The 23,282-nt window shown below is 50.0% G+C and carries 26 protein-coding genes; 2 read left to right on the top strand and 24 right to left on the bottom strand.

Annotated elements, in window-relative coordinates:
* Positions 1-15 precede the first annotated feature (15 nt).
* The 6 genes from PSCS_RS06960 to PSCS_RS06935 all read right to left on the bottom strand — a co-directional run bounded on the left by PSCS_RS06960 (position 16) and on the right by PSCS_RS06935 (position 3,748).
* Complete coding sequence (locus tag PSCS_RS06960) at positions 16-330, bottom strand: hypothetical protein (protein WP_068811191.1); 315 nt, start codon at positions 328-330, stop codon at positions 16-18.
* A gap of 46 nt (positions 331-376) precedes the next feature.
* Entirely contained in the window at positions 377-1,189 is an 813-nt protein-coding gene (locus PSCS_RS06955; protein ID WP_068811190.1) for an SDR family NAD(P)-dependent oxidoreductase, read from the bottom strand.
* A gap of 98 nt (positions 1,190-1,287) precedes the next feature.
* Complete coding sequence (locus tag PSCS_RS06950) at positions 1,288-1,527, bottom strand: DUF1059 domain-containing protein (protein WP_068811188.1); 240 nt, start codon at positions 1,525-1,527, stop codon at positions 1,288-1,290.
* Positions 1,528-1,558: 31 nt separating this feature from the next.
* A complete protein-coding gene (locus PSCS_RS06945) occupies positions 1,559-1,861 on the bottom strand; it encodes a hypothetical protein (RefSeq protein ID WP_068893757.1) in 303 nt (100 codons plus the stop codon).
* 47 nt (positions 1,862-1,908) lie between these two features.
* Positions 1,909-2,277, bottom strand: a complete 369-nt coding sequence (locus PSCS_RS06940) for a PH domain-containing protein (protein ID WP_068811184.1) — start codon at positions 2,275-2,277, stop codon at positions 1,909-1,911.
* 232 nt (positions 2,278-2,509) lie between these two features.
* Entirely contained in the window at positions 2,510-3,748 is a 1,239-nt protein-coding gene (locus tag PSCS_RS06935) for a hypothetical protein (protein WP_068811182.1), read from the bottom strand.
* A 189-nt stretch (positions 3,749-3,937) separates the two neighbouring features.
* On the opposite strand from PSCS_RS06935, the gene PSCS_RS06930 reads away from it, so the two are divergent.
* Positions 3,938-4,966, top strand: a complete 1,029-nt coding sequence (locus tag PSCS_RS06930) for a hypothetical protein (protein WP_068811179.1) — start codon at positions 3,938-3,940, stop codon at positions 4,964-4,966.
* A 2-nt stretch (positions 4,967-4,968) separates the two neighbouring features.
* On the opposite strand, the gene PSCS_RS16340 is transcribed toward PSCS_RS06930, so the two are convergent.
* From PSCS_RS16340 to rsgA, 11 genes are all read right to left on the bottom strand, one after another.
* A complete protein-coding gene (locus PSCS_RS16340; RefSeq protein ID WP_317621793.1) occupies positions 4,969-5,259 on the bottom strand; it encodes a hypothetical protein in 291 nt (96 codons plus the stop codon).
* Between the two features lies 1 nt (position 5,260).
* On the bottom strand, positions 5,261-5,662 hold the full coding sequence (locus PSCS_RS16335; RefSeq protein ID WP_317621792.1) for a hypothetical protein: 402 nt from the start codon (positions 5,660-5,662) through the stop codon (positions 5,261-5,263).
* Between the two features lie 52 nt (positions 5,663-5,714).
* Positions 5,715-5,921: a hypothetical protein gene (locus PSCS_RS06920; protein WP_068811177.1), complete on the bottom strand. Its 207-nt coding sequence runs from the start codon at positions 5,919-5,921 to the stop codon at positions 5,715-5,717.
* A 26-nt stretch (positions 5,922-5,947) separates the two neighbouring features.
* Positions 5,948-6,325 (bottom strand): DUF805 domain-containing protein, encoded by a 378-nt coding sequence (locus tag PSCS_RS06915; RefSeq protein ID WP_068811175.1) that lies wholly within the window; start codon positions 6,323-6,325, stop codon positions 5,948-5,950.
* Positions 6,326-6,582: 257 nt separating this feature from the next.
* Positions 6,583-9,528 (bottom strand): TonB-dependent receptor, encoded by a 2,946-nt coding sequence (locus PSCS_RS06910; protein ID WP_068811173.1) that lies wholly within the window; start codon positions 9,526-9,528, stop codon positions 6,583-6,585.
* Positions 9,529-9,690: 162 nt separating this feature from the next.
* Complete coding sequence (locus PSCS_RS06905; RefSeq protein ID WP_157885652.1) at positions 9,691-11,445, bottom strand: exo-alpha-sialidase; 1,755 nt, start codon at positions 11,443-11,445, stop codon at positions 9,691-9,693.
* Between the two features lie 105 nt (positions 11,446-11,550).
* A complete protein-coding gene (locus PSCS_RS15750; RefSeq protein ID WP_317621791.1) occupies positions 11,551-11,703 on the bottom strand; it encodes a hypothetical protein in 153 nt (50 codons plus the stop codon).
* 83 nt (positions 11,704-11,786) lie between these two features.
* The gene (locus PSCS_RS06900) at positions 11,787-13,217 is read right to left on the bottom strand and encodes a dynamin family protein (RefSeq protein ID WP_229694678.1); all 1,431 of its coding nucleotides are present in this window, start codon (positions 13,215-13,217) and stop codon (positions 11,787-11,789) included.
* A 183-nt stretch (positions 13,218-13,400) separates the two neighbouring features.
* Complete coding sequence (locus PSCS_RS06895; RefSeq protein ID WP_082866429.1) at positions 13,401-14,831, bottom strand: S41 family peptidase; 1,431 nt, start codon at positions 14,829-14,831, stop codon at positions 13,401-13,403.
* A gap of 106 nt (positions 14,832-14,937) precedes the next feature.
* On the bottom strand, positions 14,938-15,099 hold the full coding sequence (locus PSCS_RS15870) for a hypothetical protein (RefSeq protein ID WP_157885651.1): 162 nt from the start codon (positions 15,097-15,099) through the stop codon (positions 14,938-14,940).
* A gap of 101 nt (positions 15,100-15,200) precedes the next feature.
* Positions 15,201-16,253: a ribosome small subunit-dependent GTPase A gene (rsgA, locus tag PSCS_RS06890; protein WP_068811167.1), complete on the bottom strand. Its 1,053-nt coding sequence runs from the start codon at positions 16,251-16,253 to the stop codon at positions 15,201-15,203.
* A gap of 228 nt (positions 16,254-16,481) precedes the next feature.
* Here rsgA and PSCS_RS06885 point away from each other — a divergent pair, with 228 nt between their 5' ends.
* A complete protein-coding gene (locus tag PSCS_RS06885; RefSeq protein ID WP_082866430.1) occupies positions 16,482-17,396 on the top strand; it encodes an alpha/beta hydrolase in 915 nt (304 codons plus the stop codon).
* 6 nt (positions 17,397-17,402) lie between these two features.
* Here the strand turns inward: PSCS_RS06885 and PSCS_RS06880 are convergent, their stop codons facing one another.
* From PSCS_RS06880 to PSCS_RS06850, 7 genes are all read right to left on the bottom strand, one after another.
* Positions 17,403-17,942: a YaeQ family protein gene (locus PSCS_RS06880; protein ID WP_068811163.1), complete on the bottom strand. Its 540-nt coding sequence runs from the start codon at positions 17,940-17,942 to the stop codon at positions 17,403-17,405.
* 121 nt (positions 17,943-18,063) lie between these two features.
* A complete protein-coding gene (locus PSCS_RS06875; RefSeq protein ID WP_068811162.1) occupies positions 18,064-18,486 on the bottom strand; it encodes a GFA family protein in 423 nt (140 codons plus the stop codon).
* Positions 18,487-18,598: 112 nt separating this feature from the next.
* Positions 18,599-19,786, bottom strand: a complete 1,188-nt coding sequence (locus PSCS_RS06870; RefSeq protein ID WP_068811160.1) for a DUF2130 domain-containing protein — start codon at positions 19,784-19,786, stop codon at positions 18,599-18,601.
* A gap of 54 nt (positions 19,787-19,840) precedes the next feature.
* On the bottom strand, positions 19,841-20,068 hold the full coding sequence (locus PSCS_RS06865) for a hypothetical protein (RefSeq protein WP_068811158.1): 228 nt from the start codon (positions 20,066-20,068) through the stop codon (positions 19,841-19,843).
* A gap of 266 nt (positions 20,069-20,334) precedes the next feature.
* Positions 20,335-21,438, bottom strand: a complete 1,104-nt coding sequence (locus PSCS_RS06860) for a nucleotidyltransferase family protein (RefSeq protein WP_068811156.1) — start codon at positions 21,436-21,438, stop codon at positions 20,335-20,337.
* On the bottom strand, positions 21,435-22,034 hold the full coding sequence (locus tag PSCS_RS06855; RefSeq protein WP_068811154.1) for a Cap15 family cyclic dinucleotide receptor domain-containing protein: 600 nt from the start codon (positions 22,032-22,034) through the stop codon (positions 21,435-21,437). Before PSCS_RS06855 ends, PSCS_RS06860 begins: the two co-directional genes overlap by 4 nt.
* A gap of 85 nt (positions 22,035-22,119) precedes the next feature.
* Positions 22,120-23,282, bottom strand: a protein-coding gene (locus PSCS_RS06850) for an IS3 family transposase (RefSeq protein WP_232790082.1) whose coding sequence is annotated in 2 segments (ribosomal slippage) — positions 22,120-23,048 and positions 23,048-23,282 — 1,164 coding nt annotated over the 2 segments. Because the reading frame shifts where the segments join, the coding sequence is not laid out codon by codon here. This gene is flagged as partial in the annotation.

The raw sequence follows: 23,282 nt of genomic DNA, 5'->3' as shown, positions 1-23,282 counted from the left end.
CGCCACCAAACCTTGTTATCCTTCAAATGTTTCCTGGACCGGCTCTTCAACCGCTTCGTATTGAAACTCGATACCGCCGATACGACCTGACACACGATTGTAAAACCACAGTCCGACTGCGGTGCCAAGGTACATAAAGATTCCCTGCATAAGTGGCATGGAAATTAACATTCCCAGACCAAAGCCTGCCATGCCTGGTTCTGCCCCTGCGGGAATTATCATGGTAAGCAGTATGAATGGCAGCATAATCACGAATGAAGCGACCATCGCAATAATGGCTACCACTTTTGCTGTTTGATGGACCGAAAATCTTTTTACCTGAATTTTCATTTCTATATCCCTATTTGTTATTAAACACTTCCTGCTTTAGACATCCTCAGGTCACCGATTGATCATCCAGAATTTCTTCAATCACCATGCTGATTCGGGCAATCTTTGCAGCGTCCATGGCATCGGGGTGGGGCGAGGCAAACTGGCCAGAGTCATTATCGAAATACAACCCATTGGCATCGGCAAACTCATCCGACAAAGCGGCTTTGACCAAAATATCCGCGCCAATCTGGATATCCGCACCATCACGCCCATAGGCTTCTTTAACCATCTTGGTGCCAAGCAAGGACCCTGGGTTTACCGCAACAATTAAAGGCCCCTCTCCCGCTTGTGATAACGCTTCATGACGGCTCCACATGGTCAGCGCCAGCTTGCTCTGGGCATAGACTTCACCATCACTGAGACTGCTCGGGCCACGCAGCGCATCGAGATCCACCGTCGATTGTGCAGCCGAGGAAATGTTGATGACCCGACCACTGTTGCCCAATAACGGCTCCAGCAACTGCGTCAGCATGTAGGGAGCAAACGTGTTGACCATGAAGCGTACATCCAGACCATCGGCCGACATGCTCTGAGAGGTTGCATAAACCCCGGCGTTATTAATAAGCACATCCAGATTACGGTGGTGTTCAAAGATACGGGTAGCCAACTCGTCAACATCATCTTTAATGGAAAGGTCGGCTTGATAGCTCTCAATCTGAGCATCACTGTTGATATCCAGCAATTGCTGGCTGGCCGCTGCCAGCTTGCTTTCACTGCGACCGTGCAGCAGGACATGATGCCCCAGTTCCACGAACTTTTTCGCAGCAGCAAGACCAATGCCATCTGTCGAACCGGTAATCAATATGGTCTTTGTCATTTGACTAACTCCTTGTGATTAACGATCTTAATGACAATGTATCTGTTAACGGGATAACATCATACTGCTGTTGATTTCACCAGATAACAACTACCCAATCAGCTATCTTCTGGCAGGTTTTCAAACTCTTTTTGCTTGCCCTCATACCAGTTATTCATCGCTTGCGGATCCTGCATGAGTACCTGAATACGCTGCATGGCTTCCAGGTGACCAGGATCCTGGATTTCCAGCATTTCCATACCATGTTGCTGTGCTTTTTGAGCGATTTCATCAAAGGTCTCTGCTTGAAATTCAGCATCACAAGCTCCGCCGAGCTGCTCACATGTCATCGTCTTCATGTTTTCACTCCTTTAATTAACCAGGTTGCGATTAATTCAGCTGATACCCAGTCACAATACCATCCTGATCAAGGTACACAACGCATTGGTACATATTAAGATTAAACACACTTTGCGCCACTATTTGCCGCCCAGTTGCTGTTTCTTCGCTCTGGTAACCCAACAGATTGGCTGTATCGAGTTGACGCCTGACACTGCTTTCTTCAATGCCGGAGATAAAGTTTCCGCAGAGATACACCACTTCCTTGCGGGCCTCATTCCAGAAAAATGCCGCGACCACAACAATCAGAAAAACGATAATCCAGACCAGCATCCTGACCAGTAAGCTATTCATGGATACCTCACACTATCGAGATAGTCATAAGAACGCTCTATCAACGTTTACAATGTATGTTTGGCAATATGCCTGGAGATTTCGAGGATTTCTGTCGAGCCAGTGAACTCAAATTTCACCATACCCAGTGCGGAAAAATAGACCTGTAATTCCGCATCGAGATCAAAGGTGCCTGATGTCTCTACTGAGTAGGCAACAATGTTCTTATAGGGGAGAGAGGTGAAGTCTTTCTTGCTGCCGGTCATGCCTTGCACATTAACCGCAATAATCCGGGCTGTGGTGAAAACGACACCATCACGCATGGATTTGTAAGCATCGATAATGTCTTCGCCGTCAATCAACAACTCCCTGACTTTGTCCGCATAGTCGGCGTTTTGCTTGAGTTTGAAGAAGTTCTTGTTCTCAAAATCAATCATGAGGGCTCCCTGCTAGTGTGTTAGTTCTGCAGGCAGTGTACCCCTCATTGATGATTTATTGCACTATTTTGGTGTGATGAAAGGGTCGGCAAGGACAAGGCGTCACTCTCCTGTACGGCTCCATGTACACATTTTCAGCCTTGTCCTCACCATTGAATTGACGGTGCATCATCACAACCCAATGGTTTGATGCACCGTTGTGTTAATCACGCATGCCAGTACGCATCGATGATTAACTCAGCACCTGCACCAGATCCCATGATGCATCCTGAGTTGCCAGGCCAACAATGGAGATCAGACCATACTGACCAAAGTCCAGGTTCACAATGTCGTTCTGCAGGAACTCGGCAGAAAGCAGGAAAGGCAGAATGTCGTCAACCGAATCGAAGTCATACCCGGTATCAAACACTAACCTGTCACCACCTGCAGCATCGAAATCCATAATTAATGCATCACCAGCCTGATGGTAAACAAAATGATCTTCTTCCTCTGTGCCGCGAGCCGGACCGTCCCCATTCAGCATAATGGTGTTGAAATTCAACACACCTTCATCACCCATCAATGGAGAGTCGTCGCTGACGACTCCATCACTGCCGTTACCAGAGCCGCCGCCATCACCATTGCCGCTGCCACCATTATCTCCGCCGTTATCACCATCGCCGTCCTCCGGGCCTGGCCAGTCTCCGAGGTCAGGAATCAGGCCGGTGCCAGCAAGTCCGTTAACCACTTCTTCGCCGACCTGCTGAACGACAGCAACGATTTCCATCACCGGTTGCAGATCTTCTGGATTAATCACTTCCTGATTTGTCAGTGCGGTCACAAACGTTTCCAATGACCCGGCAACACCTTCCAGAAATTCAGTCAATGAGGCAAAGACATCCAGGTTCTCGAACTCACCATTATTCAAACCGCCAGTGATTTCATCAATCAACTGATAGACGTCCGATAACAGGGAATCAACCAGGGCAAGACCATCCTCTTGCGTGAACTCAACCGTACCCAGCAACAGGTTTCTCAGCAATCCAGTGCTGCTCTGAGTGATATCAGTCAGCAAATCAAAGACGGGCTGCAGTTCCTCACCACCAGGGATATCGCCACCGCCACCCAGCGCATCTTCAACTGCATCACCCAGGTTAGAGAGGTTGAGCAACTCACTGACTTTAGGCAACAGGTCGGCCAGGACGGCTTCAATATCTCCGGTCTGCACTAACCCCAACTCATCAATGAGATTTTCCAGTGCTTCGCTGTAACTTGGCACACCAAGCAAGTCATCGAGTACACCTGGCAGAACAGGATCCTCATCACTGCCGCCCAATACATCGGTGACACCGCCTATCACATCACCATCCGGTAATGCAGGCTCACTGGGCTCTGTCGGTAAATCTGGCAGACCACCTACCAATCCGCCAACGAGGTCATCAATAAGGTTTTTGAGTACGTTATTTTCTGGATTCAATAAAGAGAGTGACATTGTTATTAACTCCTGATGATTTATATTTCAATAGCGTTGCACTGAGCGGTTGATTTCATCCCTGCACTGCAGCCAACAATCCGGGCCTGATGTTTCAAGACGGGGACAGGCTATGCGATAAAATCAAAAGGAGGTATCGGGCATACCTGACAGGAATCAGGCATAATCTGACAGGTACAATTTTCCATAGTGAACCGGCAAAACTGCCAGCCTCTGGCTGGCATTAATCAGAAGTGGATGAGAGCATGGGGTATTTTCTTTATGCAGCTATTGAATGGTGCCTTGCTCAAGCGCGTATTTTCGGAACATCAATCTCGTAAAAAGGAAGTAAAAAGGTTGTTGAAAGTGGTTACATCCGTATTGTTAATGAGCGCACTTTTGCCAGACTCTTTCGCTCAAGAGGGAGAAGTCTGCTCACTGGAAGAATGGCCTCAGGACATGCTGACAGCCTGGCAATCTCACAGCATGATTTCCAATGAGAAAACGTCGTGCTATGCAAAGCTTATTACGACCATGGATATTGCACGTGACTTGCGAGACCAGGTCATTGCTGAGTTTGACATCATTCTGCCTCGCGCGGCCTATAAAGTGGTGGGTCTGGACCCGGTGAACGCTGCCCTGGACGGCGTCGATCGTCCGATGGTCGGCGCCATGTATGTCAGCAGTTTTTTACCAAACAACGCAGCCATTGCGGTTGACTCTGCGCAGATACTGATAACTGAGCCCGACATACTTTTCCGTGTAAAAGACAGCGCGATTAACGATGCCAATACACTGGAAGACGCCCTGAGTCACATCGATCGGGTCTATGCCTTTATTGAAGTTCCTGCCCCGCTTTTCAACAATAACCCGCCTAACCCGTATCTCATGCAGGCCTCCAATTTATTGCCGCGATGGGGCGTCATTGGTGACAGTATTGCCGTGTCAGATTCCCCTGACTTTTTACGATCACTGGAATCGATGAACGTCAGTTTTATCGACGAAAAGGGTGAAATACTTGCTGAAGAGAGAGGCGATTACCTGGGTGGAAACCCGTTACAAGGGGTGCTGGAGGTCGTGAAAGAGTTACGCCGCCAGGGTGAATCATTGCAACCAGGCGACCTGGTCAGCTCAGGCTCTTACATGCCTCCCATCCCGGTAAAATCAGGCATGGAAACCGTCACACGCTATGAAGGCATTGGTGGTCAGACCCTCGAAGCCAGGGCATCCTATCGATGACATTAGTGTCGGGTTGACAGCATATCACGGAGGGCCGTGGGCAACATGGCTCTTGCCCTCTGTGAGATCGCTTGCTCGTGTCGCTGCCAAAGAATGCCTAGATAGATAATACCCAGACCGATAACCGTCAATGTGATCGGAAAAAGCCAGCTCTCCCTGAACACATCAAATGCCAGATAGCCCAGATAACCGCAACTGCCCAATGCCCCGAAGACGACAAACACCCTTCTTACCAGAATGGCGCCAAGCCCGATCATAATCAGGTTGATGCAAAAGTAGATAAACCTGGACAATTCATTGTTGGAATCCAGCAATGTCAGGCCATGTTCCCATCCATTCCTGCAAGCCATAGATAGCCAGCGGGACCAGACAAACCACAAACGTTGCACAAACCCCGGCAGGGATTGCCATTCCCTGATTACTAAGCCGATTAGTAATGGCAATACCAATCATGGCATAAAGCGCTGCGATAACCACGATGGCAGCGCCGCCAAAAGACTGCCAGCCCAGCGACATGAAAACAGTCATGGCACCTATGGCGACCAGACCACCCAGGTAATACAAAATATGAGTGAAAGAGAACTGCGGCTGATTTTCAGTTTGCTCGATAAAATACTGCTGCAGGGCTTCCACCTGTTCTCCGGTAATCAAACCTCTGGCTTCAGCCCCTTCCAGCATCTTTCGCGAGATTTTCATGATGCTCCATTGCCAGCGCTCTGTAGACGCGAGGCATTTTCTGTAATGCTGGTCAATCTTTCTTGTTGGCTGACATGACACCGACAATAACACCTATCATCAACCCCGCACCGGCCAAACCAGCCAGTATGATCACTGTCGCGCCAACAATCGCACCGACAACAAGCCCGGCAATCGTCCCAAGTATCAGACCAATAAATATACTCCAGGCGATGAACTTTCTCTTGCGGCCGCTTTTCTTTTGCTCGTCGTTTTCCATAACTTCCCTTCCTGACAACATTCGAATTAAAGGGTGTGACTCCCGGTTTTGGGAGAAGATCCATACTGATTGGTTTCCGGCTTAGAGTCCAGCACCATGAAAACCAGCATCACGATAGCGCCGATCAACGGCACGATGTAGATCAATATCCACCAACCTGTTCTGCCAATATCATGCAGACGACGGACGGTTACGGCAATACTGGGTATGAGAACAAGCAAGCTGAAAGCACCACCTAAGAGCCCAAATTCAGCGCCCTCGCTATAGGTGCCTGTCATTCGGTCCAACACCCCAAGTACCAACTGGACAAGGAATACAAACAAAACAAATTGCCAAAACTCTTTGCGGCGTGATCGGCCGGTAAATGTTGCGTACTTGTTAAACGGCTCAAGATACCACTTCATGTGACACTCCTTATTTGAGTGAATGATTATTGCCAGTCATACAGGGTCAAGACAGCAAACCTGATTATTTTATACCGCTTTTTTGAATGGCATTGAAGTGGCCAAAAGGCTAGCCGACACTCTGCAATCATCAGCGAAATGTTTTCAAACCTCTTTAGGCGTGCAAGGGGTTGAGTGAGAGCGGGTTGGTAAGCAGGAAGGATAACAAAGAGGAACACCCTGCAAGGCCGTAAAACCTTGCAGGGCATCTAAGTTGATCAGAACTCGAAACGCAGTCCCATGGTGTACTTGCGGCCGGCAAAGCTGGCATCTTCCACAAAGGGCGCATAGCCCTGATAGGAGACCTGTGGCTGATCTGTCAGGTTGCTGCCCGTCAGGAAGGCATGCAGGCTGTCGGAAACACTGTAGTGAATCTCGGCATCAACACGATCTTCGGCGGCATAGAACTCATCGCTCTCAATATCGCCACCCAGGCCTTCGATATAGTCATCACGGTAAGTGTAGTCGATACGAGCACTGAATCCGCCCCAGTTATACCCCAGTGTGACGGTGTACAGCAGCTCTGAGAAGCCTTCCAGCGGCAAATCACGACCGTCTGTGCGGTTCGGATAATTGGCATCACTTTCAGTCAGTGTCGTGCTCAGTGCCACGTTCAGGCCTTGCAGCGCGCCTGGCAGGAAGAACAGGTTCTGCCGGGCAATCAGCTCAATGCCATAGTTCTTGGCATCAGTACCGTTAACCGGACGCTCATACTCAAAATCACCATTTGTGACAGGGACCGGAATGCCGTCACTGCCTAACTCGTTAAACTCATAGGTTTCCGTGTAAGTGAAGTCAGCAATATCCTTGTAGAACACACCCACCGAGTACAGGCCGCCCTGCTCTGTGTAGTACTCAAGCTGCGCATCAAAGTTATCCGAGATCGCCGGTTGCAGATTGGCGTTACCGTCTTCGATATTACCTTCATCATCCACCCAGCGACCACGAGACAGCTCGCTCAGTCGCGGACGCGCATAACTGCGGTTATAGCTTTCACGCAGGATGAGGTTTTCGCTCAGCGCATGACGCAGGTGCAAACCTGGCAACACGAATCCGTGTGAATCACTGCGCGACACTGGCGTCACACTGGCCACGTCATTCAGGTAACTGACCACCTTGTTTTCGTTATCCCAGCCGTAACGTTCATAGCGAAGACCACCAATGATGGTGTGAATGCCAGTTTCAAAGGTACCCATGGCATAGACAGCAGAAATGGTTTCTTCCGCATCGTAGTCTTCCACGTTGCTGTCTTCCAGCGAGTCATCTTCAACAAACTCAAACAGCTCAGGATTGCTCTGCAGCATGGCCAGGCCGACCTGAGGCTGCACATCAAAGTACTTGGGCTTGCGGAAAATCACTTCATCAGTCGGTGTCAGAACCTGGGCATACGGGAAAGCGTCATCTGTCTCATACAAATTAACTGTCAGGTCCCGTGTCTGTGAACTCAGGCGATATTTAGCACCGGTTTTGAAGGTGAAAGCGCCACTGTCCAGAGCGAAGTTACGCTCCCAGTCCAGTCGCGCACTGAAAGCATCTTCCGTTTTTTCACCGTAGACTTTTTCCAGCTCGCCTTCGGTCATCAGACTCAGATCCGTTGAGTCAACACCATTGATCACATCAACGCGGATATCACCGTTTGGATCGAACACTTCATATTCAAAGATGAACCAGGGATCATCCGGTTCCATCAACATATTCATTTCGCTGTCGTCATGAATCTCGCTTTTGTTGCTCGAGTAAGACAGGTCGTAGGTAAGTACGTCGGCATCATTCTCATGGCTGCCACCGGCCGAGATGGAATACAGCGTATTGTCCTGATCTTCCAGCGTACCAATCCAGCCGCGCGAGCCTTCACTGTCAGCCGTGCCACGACCGTAGCTTGGCGTCAGCTCAGCATAGGTTTTGTCGCCATCGGCGTCATTGCCAAAGGCAGTATCAATGTCGATATCCGTTTCATACTTATTGCCCTGGCGCGAGTAAGTACTGACCATTGGCCGCAAGTAAAATGAATTACCTTCACTGATGCGATAATCAATGGAGCCACTGACGGTATTGGTTTTGGTCTCGCGAGTGTCGTGCTCAAAGTGAGTCGACTCCATGAACCAGACCGGGTCACCACCATAAGCCCCCAGCTTCAGTTCAGGGTTTGTTTCTGGTGAGACCTGGACCCAGTCCTGGTCTGCGTTACGTGAATAACGGTCCGTGTCATAACTGCTTACCGTCAGACTGACACCCAGATTGTTCTGGTCACCGTTAACGCTGAAAATATCTGAGTAAGAGAACGTACCGGACTGCCCCCAGTTACCAGGCTCTTCATTAAGCTGCCCTGACAGATCAACACTCATTTGTCGGCCCTGGCGCTGGAATGCGCTGCGAGACACCAGGTTGACGATACCACCAACAGCATCACCGTCACGATCCGGTGTCGGTGCCTTGATCACTTCAATCTTGGTCACACCATCCGCCGCCAGTTGACGCGGGTTAAAGCTGTTGCTGCCACCAGAGGAAGGCACACGATTGCCGTCCATCTGCACCGAGTTGTATTCGCCGGAGACACCGCGAATATTGATGCTGCCCTGCGAGCCATCCTGGTCCAGGTCGACACTGATACCAGGAAGACGTTGCATGGCCTGACCAATGTTGCCATCAACCATGGCGCCAAAGGACTCTTCCGAGATCACGTTAACAATACCGGCAGCAGTCTTTTGTTCGTTGATGGCGCGATCTGTACCTGTGCGCATGCCACGCACAGTGATCATTTCAATACCTTCCTGGCGATCCAGGTCCATATTGAATGTCGTCGTCTGGTCAGCCTGTACGGTTACTGTTCCCTGCTCTGGTTGCAGACCTACGTAAGTAATCACAACCTCGTACTCACCCGGTGGGATATCGGTGATCGAGAAGCGGCCACTGGCATCGGTATAGTCACGATAGCGCGCATCGGAGATAGTCACGATAGCGCCTTCCAGCGAACGGCCTGACCCTGATTCCGAGACACGACCTGTGAGCGAGCCTTCACCGGATTGCGCGGCAGCATGTGAGGCTCCCAAAACAAATGCCAGGGTAACAGCTCCCTTTTTGACACGCTCAAGTTCGCGTACCAGTTGCTTCTTTACAAATCCCTGGCGGATGGCTTGGGATTCATCTCGTCGCTCGATAGTCATGTATAGCCTCGATAATTCAGTATGAAAATACGGTTCTTATTCGACGGCGATACTAGTGGCAGGAGGTGTCGATTCAGTGACAAAGATGTGATCGTTCAGTGACAGGGCTGTCACAGTCGCAGCAACAACCCTGTTGGAGTAGTTTCAGGCTAGCTCAGTGGTTTAGTTCAGTGGTAATGCCATGTAGCGATTGAACCCTGAACCACCTTTTGAGCCAGCATCATAGACAAACCCGTAGACTGGTTCGCCTGCCTGGTTCAGGTGAACGGAACCGCGCACCCATCCGCCTTGAATGTTGTCAACGACACGCATCGGCTGCTGCCAGACACCAGGCTCACTGGATTGGGTATGATAGATGTCACGCGAGGCTTCTTCGATGAACAGCAAGTGCAGCACACCATTGTGATAAATCAGGTCTGCCCCGACCTGTTCGGAATCCACAGCACCTGTCACCACCGACATGTCTGAGATTTTGGCAAGTGCTGACAGCTCACCATCATGAGACAGACGACGCTCATACAACATGCCATCACTTTCACGGTAAACAATGATGCTATCGCCAGTTTCAGGATCGATAACCAGCGGTGCGATCGCACCATTATCGATATCTCGTGTGCCCAGGTCAGATGAAATCTGCTGACGATCGGTGAGGGTGTTGTCGGCACGCAGGTGGCGGACAAAGCCCTGACCATCCAGCGCCGTGTATGCCAGCGTTACCTGACCATCGTCTCCGACTGCCATGACCGGTCCTGACAAATCAGGGGCCATGTCGGTATCCAGCTCGCCGGGCTCAGTCCAGTTACCATGCACATCGCGGAACTGCATAAAGAGCTTGTGATCACCCGCATACAATGCCACCAGCGACCCATCCTGGCGCGCAATCAGGTCAGCATACTGGGTTGGTGGTTCAGCTGGCTGTGCGATCGACTCACTATTGACCAGCCATTGCCCGGCAGCGCCAGCCGACAGATCAAAGGCGTGGTAGAAGACTTCTTCGCTTTGCTGGTGAATCAGATGGATCACATCACCATGACGGGCAGCAGCCACGCCTTCCAGATCATCAGCGTCCGGGCGGTTCTCACCATCGACTTCACGCCAGCTATTGCCATAATCCGTCGAGATCATGGCCATGAAACGGTTGTCCGTTTCCGTTGGCTCCATAAAGAAATACAGCGAACCATTTTCTGTCTGGTAAGGGCCGATACGTCCTGGCGTTTCAATAAATGTGCCGCCCAGGTGACCGGGCTCCGCCGACAACGTCAGTTGCAACGGCTCAACACCCCCCAGTGGCTGACCGAGTCCATTGACCAGACGGAGGTCCACCGACAGCCCGTCTTCAGCAAAGGTCGGGCCATCCGAGAAGCGGCGAACCACCAGTGGCCACTCCCACCCCAGTGCATTACCGGTTTCACGCCAGACCGGAGTAGCGACTTCAGCGTTTAGTCCCAGGCCATCATCCCAGTCCTGTGTGGCTTCGCCCAGCAGACGTGTGGTTTCATCACCCGACTGATACGCATCAGTTTTGATGATGGACACTAATGGCGATGCCAGTGAAGGGTAAGGGAAGTGCGCGTAGCCGACCGGTTTCCAGGCGTCATCATTCGTGCGATATTGCAGGCTGATTTGATGACCGTCTGCTGTCACCTCGCTGGCCAGGACCTGTACACGCAACCGGAAAGGGCTGTCGTAGTGCAATGCCGTCATGGTGTTTTCAGCAGCAGCCCAGCCTGCGTCGGCATTCAACGCCACAGAGGCGTCACTTCTGACGCGATAGGCCAGCCAGTTCAGGCTGGGCGCGACTTCAGCTTCCTGTGCACCTTCCTGAGCAGCGCCAACTGACATGCTATTTGCCGCTAATAACGGCAACGCCACTGAAAAACAGACCTGTTTTAGCACACGGGTTCGATCTAATCTCATCACTTTACTTCTACCTGCTTTGACAATCGCTGCTTTACAGCGACCCATAATGAATTAGGCAGAAGGTACCAGACGGATCATGTCCAGCGTGTGACAGTGATATGACTACTCAGCCGCAGGCATTGCCGACATATCCATCCACATGGGTTCCCAGATATGACCATCCGGGTCAGCCAGCATGCGACTGTACATAAAACCATGATCCTGCATAGGACTGACATCAGCGGTGCCACCGTGCTTGCCCGCTGCGGTGTTCATGGCATCGACGCCTTCGCGGTCATCGCATGAACTTGCCACTGCCTTGTTATAACGGGACGCCCAACGTCATCAACCGTGACAAATCATTCCTTGTCACCGGCTGTCGTGGTAAACCGGTCATTGAGTTTCTGGATCAGGATGTCCGCGCTGGCAATCAGTTTGTCCAGTTTGGTTTGTGTGCGACCTGTCCAGCCTTGCGGCTTCTCGGCAGATAGAGGCGACCACCAGGCTTCCAGGTTCTTCTCAAACGCCATGGCCAGGCGCTTGCTGTCGTCTCCGGGCCGCTCTTCCTTGCGAATTTTCCGCAATACCGTGCGTCCGGCAAACAGACGCAGACGGGAATAAAGAAGATACAACACAGCCACGGTGACGCCGCCAATCAGAAATTGCAGCACCGGCGCACGGTTAGCCAGCGGCGTGAAGGTCAGACCATTCCAGTGACCGGCACTGAGGCTCCACCAGGCGAACGCGGCAATCAGCACGCCAAAGGTGACACCATGAAACCAGCGGGCCCGTTTGAACCACAACTGGCGTGCTTTGATCAGTTCCGGTACCAGCACGTCGCGCAAGTGCGTGCCACTGTGCTCAAGCAGGCGGGCAATGCGGTAAGAGCGATCCACATCCAGCTGCTGAATGCGTTGCTTGATCTCCTTAAGATCTTCATCACGTTTGGACTGCATGCGCTGCCGCATCTGATCGTCGGGAATAGGCAGTGATGCCTCTTCCGAGTAAATCCGGTAGAAACGACCCGCAGTCAGACCGGACTGAGCCATAGCGCGCTGCCAGGCCGCGACGACTTCTTCCGGGTTATCCTCACGCACCGTGTTGTCCATCTGGTTGAGGATGTAGAGGAACTTGTCCGAATCCGAGCGATTGATGGTGTTCGCCACCAAGTGCTTCAGGGTGTCGGTCATGGCACCGGGTTCCGGGTGACGGGCATCAAAGAAGACGAATACCAGATCCGACAGACCAATAATGTGATCAGTGATCAGCAAGGTAGCATCACGTTGCTTGTCGGCATCAAACCCGGGGGAATCAATGAGGATCTTGCCGCGCAGTTGCTCGGCCTTACAGGTTTTCAGGGCCAGGTAGGAATCGATTCGCTTACCTTCACCGGCCACACCGGATTCGATTTCCTGGCTGATGCGATAGAAAGGAAAGCGCGGATCGCTGTCCAGGGCCACACCGGGTAACTGCCGGGGCTCCTCTTCTTCGCTGTAGCAAATGACGGTGAATTTGTCGTCGACGGCCTGGTTTCCGGTGCGCTGGAGGTTACGGCCCAGGTATTCATTGAGGAAGGTGGACTTGCCCGCGGAAAAGGTACCCAGTACGGCGATCACCGGCCACCAGGAGATTTGCGTGGCATAGGAGTCATCTGCGCTCATAAAGCCCAGTTTGCGAGCCACCACGTCAAGCTCCTGAAAATGCTCCACCGCCTCGGCCAGCGCAGGATTCTCCTGCTCAAGATGGGTTTTCAGGCGTTTAATACGTTCTTCCGTTGCTGTCTTGGCCACAATACTTCCTCTTAGCAGCAGTCATTACATGCAAGGCATGGCGGTTGCTTCAAGACTGTTTTCAGGGCTGTTTCTGGACAACCTTTATAACAGTGGTGGCGCCAAAACCTTGATTACTGTTTTCCCAATCATATCAGACTTTAGCCTTATACGTTTCTACGGTTCTGCAAGGGATTTTTTCCATCAATCAGGAAGATCGGCTGTGACCGGACGGTCTGTCATCATATGCTGATGCTGCAGTACCATCTCCAGTACCCGGTCATGCGCCGCCCGATAGGACGCCCAGGTGTTTTCCACATAGATATCCGGCGTCAGGGAATCGACCTGGCGCAGCAGCAGCTTGTTCACCGGCCAGCAGTCATCAAACCAGCCGCAGCCATTAGCCAGGTCTGTCCAGGCCTTGGTGAGATAGAGCTGAATCCCGGAAGCTGGCAGAGTGGGATAGAACCCTTCCGCGCGAAAGCGAAGCTGATCGCCGATTTCACTGCCAACAATGGTCAGGTTGTCCGGGAGATAGCGCTGATACTGGCTGGCCGCGATAATACCGGCAGAGAACGTATTGGCGCCAACAAGCAGATAGAGCTCGCCCTGCTCGGGCACCGCCTCGGCCGTGGCACGGACAATGGGCAACACCTGAGTGTAGTCACCACCGCGATTAAAGCGAAAATCGACAATGATGTTGTCAGCAGCGGAGTCATCAATCAGATTCAGAACCCGCTGCTCCAGCTGATCCAGGGTTTCGTCGCTGTCAGCGAAACTGGCGTTCATGCGCAGGTATACCGCATTGAAATCAGGCAGACTGCCAACCACGTGCAGCCGGTCGCTTTGTTGCAGGTACAGCGGCAGTGGCTGATCATCGCTGAGCAGCGTTTCCCAGCCGGCAGTACCAAAGCTATCGTTACCGGGGAAGGCATGCCGGAAATCCCAGAACGGATCGCCGGGCATGGGGTCTTCATCGGCCTGGAGGGTCGCGGTGGATCTTTGACCATCAGGGCTTTCCAGAGCCAGTTCAACGCTGGCGTTATTGACCATCGCGCCCATCTGCGCGAGCGCAGCAGGTACTGAGAACAGCGACTCACTGCGGTAGCGGCGCCAGCTGTCTGTGCCCCCGCCGACAAACTCCGTCATGGCATTGAGCAGAGTATTGGGTGGCTTCCCGCCCATCAAGATAACTTTCTGCCCCAACAAGTCCGCATAGGCCGAGCGGGCCTTGACGATGATCAGGCCGTTGGATGTCCAGTGAAAGCGCACCGGCAAGTGATGCATCCAGGTTTCCAGCACCGTGGTATGAGCATTATCAAACACCGCCAGCGCCCGCATGGCGGTCAGCGTAACGTCGGTGACGCTCTCCGGCTCTGGGGCATTGTCCAGCACCTCATTGAAGGCGCCGCGCTGTTCTGGCGTGATGTCTTTTTCATTGAGCAGAACCACATCGCGCAGGTATTCCAGATCAGAGGCCAGGGTTGGCGACTCAGGCACAGGCGGCGTGATTGAAGAGGAAAAAAGCTGCATGCCGCCAGCGGAGACGAAGGCGATGCCGAGCAAAAAGGTGAAAATGCCATAGGCGATCAGACATTTGATGAGGATTGCTTTGATCCTGCGTTGTCGGCTCATACTGCTGGCGTCCCTGGCTAATAAAGCCCTGCTAAAACAAAGTCCATCATTTTACAGACATTAGGATTGGGGGAAAGTTGCCAGGCTGCCTTTGGCCAACAGAGAATTAGTCATACTGCCGGGGTACGTTGGAATAGGTGGTAATTTCCGGCTCAGGCAAAACCTCTGCACCGGCTTCCCGATCGGACCCAAAAATGGAGATGCCCAGCAACAGCATGAATAAACTGATCGCTGCGAGGTGGGGCAACAATTTGTTTAACGGCTTCATTGTTATTAATCTTCCTGATTGATCGTCGCTTCTAGCAGCTTCAATATAACCACTGACTTTGACAAGAAGCGGGCGAGATTATGTTGAATGATGGCAAATGTTCATTCTGCGTGCTTGCTCTGTTTGATACGTTTTACCTCTTTGACCATCCGGGCAAAGTCCTTACCCTGCTGCCGTTTTTGTGCAAGTGTTGCGGTGGCCTGGGCATTTTCGCGCAACAGTTTTTTGTAATTGCTCAAGCGCCGACTATCGATACTGTCTGTTTCGATCGCTTTCATAACAGCGCAGCCTGGCTCTGAGTCATGGTGACAATCGGCAAAACGGCACTGGGTGGCCAGCGCTTCGATATCCTTAAAAACCGTACTTAATGATTGGTCAACATCGGCAACGCGAAGTTCCCGCATGCCGGGCACATCAATCAGCAATCCGCCGTCAGGGAGCGTATGAAGTTGACGGTGTGTGGTGGTGTGTCGCCCTTTCCTGTCCTGTTCACGAATCTCACCGGTTGCAGTCAGCGTGTGCCCTGCCAGTGTGTTCAGCAGTGTGGATTTTCCAACACCGGAAGAGCCGACCAGCGCGACAGTGGTATGGCTGTCGATCCAGGAACGAACACCTGCAAGCGTGTCAGGGTCGAGCGCATTTGCTGTCTCAACAGCCACCCCGGCCTGTGTTCGGCGGGCACGCTGAACATACTGATCAACATCATCAGCCAGGTCGGCTTTGCTGAGAATAATGACTGGCATGGCACCAGCTTCTGCGCAAAGCGCAAGATAGCGTTCAAGGCGTGATTCCTTGAATTCTTCGTTGCAGGAAGTGACGATAAAAAGAATATCAACGTTGGCCGCGATGGGCTGAATCTCACTGCTGCTACCGGCTCCCAGGCGTTTGAAAAGACTCTTGCGTTCGAGTACATCAGTGATACGGGCGAGTGACGCATCCAGCAACACCCAGTCACCGACAGTGGGCCGGTCAGTCGGTTCGGCCTGGAGCAACGCTGGCGAAAGCTCGACAACTTTTTCGCCGGTTTCGGTCACTACCGTTAATCGGGAACGCTGCACGGCAGTCACGCGAGCGAGTTGTGTTTCCAGCAATGACACATCATTCAATTGCTGGATGAAAAACGGTACCAGACCGAGTTCCAGAAGGTTATTCATTATTGTACCTGCTCAACAAATGGATAAAGCGCTTGGTGGAGTCAGATTATTTATTGGCGGATAGCGTAACGCAGCAACGGGGTGGCTGGGTGTGATGGCAGGCACAGCAACGTTAAGTTGCATTCGTGTTTTAAGGTCACTGACCGAGCTGGACGGTAGCTGGACTTGGCCATCCAAAACTCCTATTCTCAAGACACCCGTTCCGTCAAACAGATAGAGAGGCCCGACATGTCTGCTCAGCGATTTCCCGCCCTGCTACTCATCCCTTTCCTCACACTTTGCTGGATAAACACTGCCTGCGCCCAAAACCCGCTAACACAGCACACCGTGACATCCGACGGACACCCGATTGCGGTCTGGGAGAAATCGGTACCGGAGCCTAAAGGTCACATCCTCCTGCATCACGGTCGGACCTGGAGTTCGGTACCTGATTTTGATCTCCAGGTGTCCGGCGAAGACCTGTCGCTGATGGAAGGGTTCAACGAGATGGGCTACAGCGTCTGGGCGATGGATGCGCGGGGTTATGGCGGCACGCCGGAGGATGCCAGTGGCTGGAACACACCGGACAAGGCAGCAAGGGATATGTCGGTGGTGCTGGACTGGCTGGAAGATCGCACCGGAGAAGCGATTAATGTCTGGGGCTGGTCATACGGTTCCATGGTGGCGCAACTGACAGCACAGCGTTACCCAGGAGACATTCGCAGTGTCACGCTGTTTGGTTATCCCACCGACCCGGATGTGGAAATCCCGATGGCGACCGGTGACAGTGAACCGGAGAATCGAACCAATACGGCAGAAGCCGCGGCCTCTGATTTTATCGTTCCCGGCTCGATCAGTGAGGCAGCCATTGAGGCCTATGTGGAAGCGTCACTGGCAGCCGACCCGGTCCGGGCAGACTGGAACCAGTTGCATCAATGGAATGCACTGGACGGTGAAGCACTGGATGTTCCTGTGCTGCTGTTACAGGCAGAATTTGATCCACTGGCGGACACGGATGCGCATGCGCGTTTCTTTGCCAAAATCGCCAACCCCAACAAGCAGTGGGTTGTGCTGGCTGGTGGTGATCATGCGGCATTGCTGGAAACACCACGCGCCCGGTTGATCAAGGCGTCGGTGGATTTTATGGAGTGGCTGGACTATTGATGAACACTAGTCCACCGACTGCAGGACGTCGGCAGTCAATTCAAATTCGCCATTGGCCGTGGCGACATAAGCGGAACCTGAAGAGATGGTCACGGACAGATCCATGGTGCGATCCACCACATTAGCCAGGGCCTCCAGCGGTTCCCAGGGGAAACGATAAACAGAAACATTGAGTCGGCTGAACTGGGGCTGCTGCTGACTCCACCAGACACTGGCCTTGGTATTGAAAGCATAGACACGCACCGTCTTGGCAATGCGGCTGGCTTTCTTGATACGATCAAAGGCCGGTTCACCCACATCAATCCACAGATCCAGAGTGCCGTTCAGGTTCTTCTCCCACAAATCAGCCTCATCCGAATCACTGAGTCCCTTGCAGAAAACCAGGTTTTCGCTGGCGTTGTAGCAAAACGCTAACACGCGAACCATCATACGTTCGATGGTTTCGGAAGGATGGCGGGCTACGGTCAGGTTGAGGGAGTCGTAGATGTTGCGGTCGAGATCGCTGAGAGCGATGGTGAATTTGTGGATGCTGGGTTTGGTGGCCATGGACGGAGACTCGCCTGATTGCTTAGGGGTGAAGGTAGCAGAAAGACGCGAATGTAATGGCTTTGCTGCAGCTAATCAAGGCAATCATTCGATACCATCCCCGGAGTAGCCGCCATAAGAGCTAAGCCTTGCCCATTCCTGGTGGCAAAATATCAAATTTTGGGATATCACTTGGGAATTGCGCCCAGCTCACCGCTTGAGAGGTATATATGAGCATGTTTGGCAGTAACTCTCTGCCATTTTGCAGGCAGGATGCAGCAACGCTATAGAAATCTCCCGCTTCACAGAATGCGGCAATCGTCGTACCGCAATCGCCGCAAAACAGGTGTTCCATATTTTTACCTGATGCACCTTTTCTAGTAAATACCAGAGGCTCCCCTTTCAGGAGCTTCATATTATCCTTGGGGTACCAGAGGCCAAACCACTTATCAGCGTTTGTGAGCTGCTGACAGGAGGAGCAATAACAGAAAACAGAATTTATTGGGTCTCCCTCGCACGTAAATTCCAGAGAACCGCAGGTACATTTTCCAATCGTTTTGCTCATTTATCTTCCTGTATTTCGTAGTAGGTAGCTCGGGTAGCGCCCTTGTTAATGGGCGCTGCGATGAGCAGCGTCCTCTATTGAACTGCTTGTTATTTGCCGTTTTCTAGGCCTATCAGTCGTCACTTTCAATGTCTTCAAATTTTGCTGCCATTGTCGGATTTCTTCTTGTAAGCTTTTTGATTGTCACGTCTTGCGCTTTGTCATTCGCCAAGCGAAGGTTTCTATCAGTACCAAGAAGTGCATCTTTTGTTTTCTGTAAGTGATCGATAGATTTATCGATCTCATCAATAGCTGTCTTAAATTTTCGAGACGCTAGATCAAAGTTTCTTGCAAACCCGGATTTGAACTTTTCCAGGTCATCTTCAAAGTTGGTTATATCAATATTCTGCTCTTTAACGAGAGCTAGCTCTTTCTTATACTCGATAGACTTTAAGGCGGCATTCCTTAATAACGTGATTATTGGGAGAAAGAATTGTGGTCGTACAACATACATTTTGGGATAACGATGAAACACGTCTACGATTCCTGTGTTATATAATTCACTTTCAGGTTCAAGAAGTGATACTAGAATTGCATACTCACAGTTTTTTTCTGTGCGATCTTTGTCAAGCTCCTTAAAAAAATCTTCATTCTTCTTCTTGGTTGCAGTTGTATCGCTTTCATTCTTCATTTCGAACATAATGGAAACGATTTCAATATCTGAAGAATCGATGTCTCGAAATACGTAGTCTCCCTTACTTCCACTACTTGCATCATTGTCTTTTTCAAAGTATGCGTTCGGGAAGGCTGTTGCGCGAATGCGGTTAAATTCTGTTTCACAATGCTGTTCAAGTGTTTCGCCAACCATCTTGGTTGATAATCTTGCCTTCATATCCCGGAGACGCTCGATTGCGTCGTCTCTGTCTTTAATTTGTGTCTCGTACTTATCTTTGAGTGACTTTTCAGCCAACTCCTTTTCTAAGTTTGATTTTTCTAGATTGTTCTTAAGTTCATCTCGTTCTTTTTCAATTGAGCTTATGGCTTCCGTGATTGCAAGTTTCTGGGACACTTCGTTTGCTTCAATTTGAGTATTTAGGCGCTGAATTTCAGCATCTTTCTCAGCAGATTTCTGTTGCAACTCATTACTAGTTTTTTCCTTGGCGAGTTCAATAGCACTTTGCTTTTCTCGCTCAGCAATTTCGAGTCTTTCATGAAGCTGTTTTTCAAAATCATTATCACGAACTTGTTTCAATATTTCAGCGTAACCAGCTTCGTCAATTTTGAAGGCCTTTTTACAGTTTGGGCATATTATTTCTTTCATTCCGATTTTATCCTTAAGGAGCTGGGTTACACATATCTTAAAAGGTTTTTAGGATTACCTTTCCTTCGCCGCATATTTTTTTCGTACTTTGGTGTTGATGAAAGCGTTCAGTCCTTCACCAGCAGCGGCTAATGCCTTCATGTGTTCGATGGCTTGTTGACCTGCACTATTATAGGTATATAGGTAGATTGCGCCGGTTGTGAACTGAACACGGATGTAATCAGGGCCTGTTTCATACATTGCTACACCGGAATCGCCATCTATATCTCTGTATCTGATCATTCTTTGTTCCTCGTTCAGAAGTATGTCAGTAGGGTTTAACTGAATTGAAATAATACTTTCTCATTCTGGAGAGATTATCCAATCGAGCGGCAGTAGTGGTGACTGTGATTGATATTTCATGTGCCAATTACGTTTCTGTCGCCTTCCTTTATACACTGATCGTGCCTTTACTTTGGCACTTGGTATGCAAGGCACATAACGCCTCAAACACCGGCGGAGCGTAGCGACGTCCGAGTGCTTTGAATTGTTATGAGTGGCCTGACACATTATATGACCTTAGACTCAATTACACTTCCGTCGTAGACCTGTGACAGAGGACGTAACTCTCTGAAAATCGAATAAGCCAAATCCTCCACCTCCTTAGTTATAATTTCTAGAGCTTCTTTTTTTGATTCATCATCAAAAATCTTTCTTGTGTCGTCTGGAACCGTAAGAGTATTCCGGTAGGTTTCAGAAGCATTTAGTAAACTAAGAAAGTCTCTTGTTTGCTCTACAAGTGCCAGTGGCATATAGCTGGGAACATTCAGTCTCTGATCCATATGATAAGCAATCCCCGCTAGATCATAGCTCGTCAGCTTCTTTGCTTTTCCTTTTTTATAATCGGGCATGTCAGCAACCAAGTTTTTCAGCAACCTAATTACTTTTTTTAAATTACCTGAGTACTGAGTATCTTTATCATTCACCCTAGCAATGTGTTTGAATGGAAAGTTTCCTAATAATCGATGCTCTTTCTTGTGATATATCTTTATGCCAATATCTCGTTCTTGGCGGCTCCTTTGATAGTCATGCGTGTGATACCAACAACTTGGCACTATATCCACTTTACGCTTTAAACTTCCACCCACAAGGGAAATTGACTTGCTGTTTGTACAATCTACATCTGTCTCATAATATCTGGTTGTTAATTTCTGCTCTGATTTATTCCTCAGCTCTGCAATTATCTCAACCATGGGACGGTTATCTGCAGCGTAGCAAGTAGACCCATCAAGTTTTGGTGTTTGCACCAGAATAGTGTCTTCACAAATTATAAGCATATCCACATCAGAATGACCTTCAATATGAATGTCTAGCGCTACCGATCCCTGAATTCTTTTAGTAGCGCCAATTCCTTCTGTTTTTAACATGCTTATCAATGTATCTGAAACGCGATTTCCTTCATTGATGGAAACTTTTGTAGATTCAGGGTTTACAGCGGACATTGACCCAATGGCATAACGAACTCCAGGACTCTCCGAAAGCTCCTCATAGGACTCTCTAATCCGGTAGTCTCCGGTATCCCAAGAATGAAAACCTTTCTCTAAAAGAACTAACTCTCTTGTACCTTGGCGTCTGTCTTTAAGCCTTTTAAGCCTTGCATCGAAATTGATCATTTTTGTCCTCTCTCAAGACTCATCAAACCGTAGGTTTTTCTTCCGCCACTATTAAAATATGTACCTTCCGCAGAATTCAGGGCCTTATCAAATTCAATTTCGCAAAAGCCTTTGTGGGAGCTTAATTCATGCGACTGATCTAGGTTAGGCTCATTCTTGTAGCTATAACTCAAAACCCAACCACCACGAACTCCACTTCTTTTGAAAAGAGTTGCAGTGTAACTTTCACTTTGGCTCTTACTAGTTTTTATATTTATAGAAATTTGCTTCCAGTTTTGTTCTATATCTAACTCAGCCGGCCACTCATATTTATTGTTGCCTTCCTCATCCAAAGTGCGGCCATCAACTTTCCACACTCCGTTCAAGTCAGGAATATTGAAAAACTGAACTTTCCAAATCCATTTATTAAAGAGCCAATGCAATCCAAAATATACTACGCCGACAGTAACTGAACCTTTTGTAAAAGCTTCCCATCCCGTCATGCTAGACAACAGGCTGCCAAGTTGAGCCACACCGCCAGCAAGAAGTATGGCTATCAATCCGAGCCAACGACCTATACCAGCGCGATCATGACCAAATATCGCATAATCATGCATTAACTATTCTCCTTTTGTAATCACTTACTCTGCTTACAAGTACTCATAACGCACTTTCATCAGCGGCACACACGCAGTGTAGTGGTCAAGTCATTTTGGCCACGGGTTTATAGCTATCCCAGTACCTCTGTTCTTTCTCATTTGGTGTTAATCCACCGTTGAATGAGTGCGGTCTGAGCTGACTGTAATAGCCATGGATATAATCACCAATACGCTGTTTGGCTTCCGTAAAATACCGGTAACCTGTGACCGGTACCCATTCTGTTTTTAAACTCCTGAAAAACCTTTCCATTGGACTATTGTCCCAACAGTTTCCGCGACGGCTCATACTTTGTTTCATCCGGTATCGCCATACTCTTTGCCTGAATTGACGACTGGTATAATGACTGCCCTGATCGCTGTGGAACATGATGTTCTGCGGCCGCCCGCGACTTTCATAAGCCATTGTCAGGGCCTGACACGTTAAATAGCTGTCCGGTGAATAGCTCATAGCCCAGCCAATTGGCTTTCGGGCAAACAAGTCAATAACAACTGCTAAATATGCCCAACGACTCCCCGCCCAAATAAAACTGACATCACCGCACCACACCTGGTTGGGATGCGAAACGGTAAATTCCCTAGCCAGTAGGTTAGGTATGGCAACATGTTCCTGCGCCGCCTTCTTGTATGCATGTTTGGGCAACTGGCAGCTGACTAAACTGAGTTTTTTCATAATACGCCCGGCACGATATCGAGATAAACTGACTGGGTGCGACTCGTCGTTGGTGACTATATCAGCGATAGTTCTGGCACCAGCTGAGCCTTGACTCAACCGGTGGGCAGTTCGCACTAAACTATGCAATTTGACGGTTTCCGGGTTGATACGTTTATCCCGCTTTTGCCAATACTTGAACGTGCTGCGGTGGACATCCAATACCTCGCACAATATTTTTACCGTATAACGGCGCTTATCGCTCTGACTCAGTCTCTCAACTATCGAGAGTGTTTCATGGAGTCCGACATCAACAGAGCTGAAGCCTTTTTTAAAATATCCTTTTCTAATTCAAGCCGTTCAACCCGTTTCTTTAGCTCTCGTATTTCTCTTTGCTCATCACTGATCGGGGTGCACTGAGCAGTGGTGCCTGAGCGCTCTGCGCGAAGTTGCCTTACCCACTTACCAATCGTTGAGTAACCCACTCCCATCGCATCAGCAGCTTCCTGATGACTGTAACCTTGATCGATAACCAACTGTGCTGTTTCGAGCCTGAA

Origin of the sequence: Pseudohongiella nitratireducens, assembly GCF_001642735.1 — a bacterium.
Classification (GTDB): domain Bacteria; phylum Pseudomonadota; class Gammaproteobacteria; order Pseudomonadales; family Pseudohongiellaceae; genus Pseudohongiella; species Pseudohongiella nitratireducens.
This window is presented reverse-complemented; position numbering and strand designations above follow the sequence as displayed.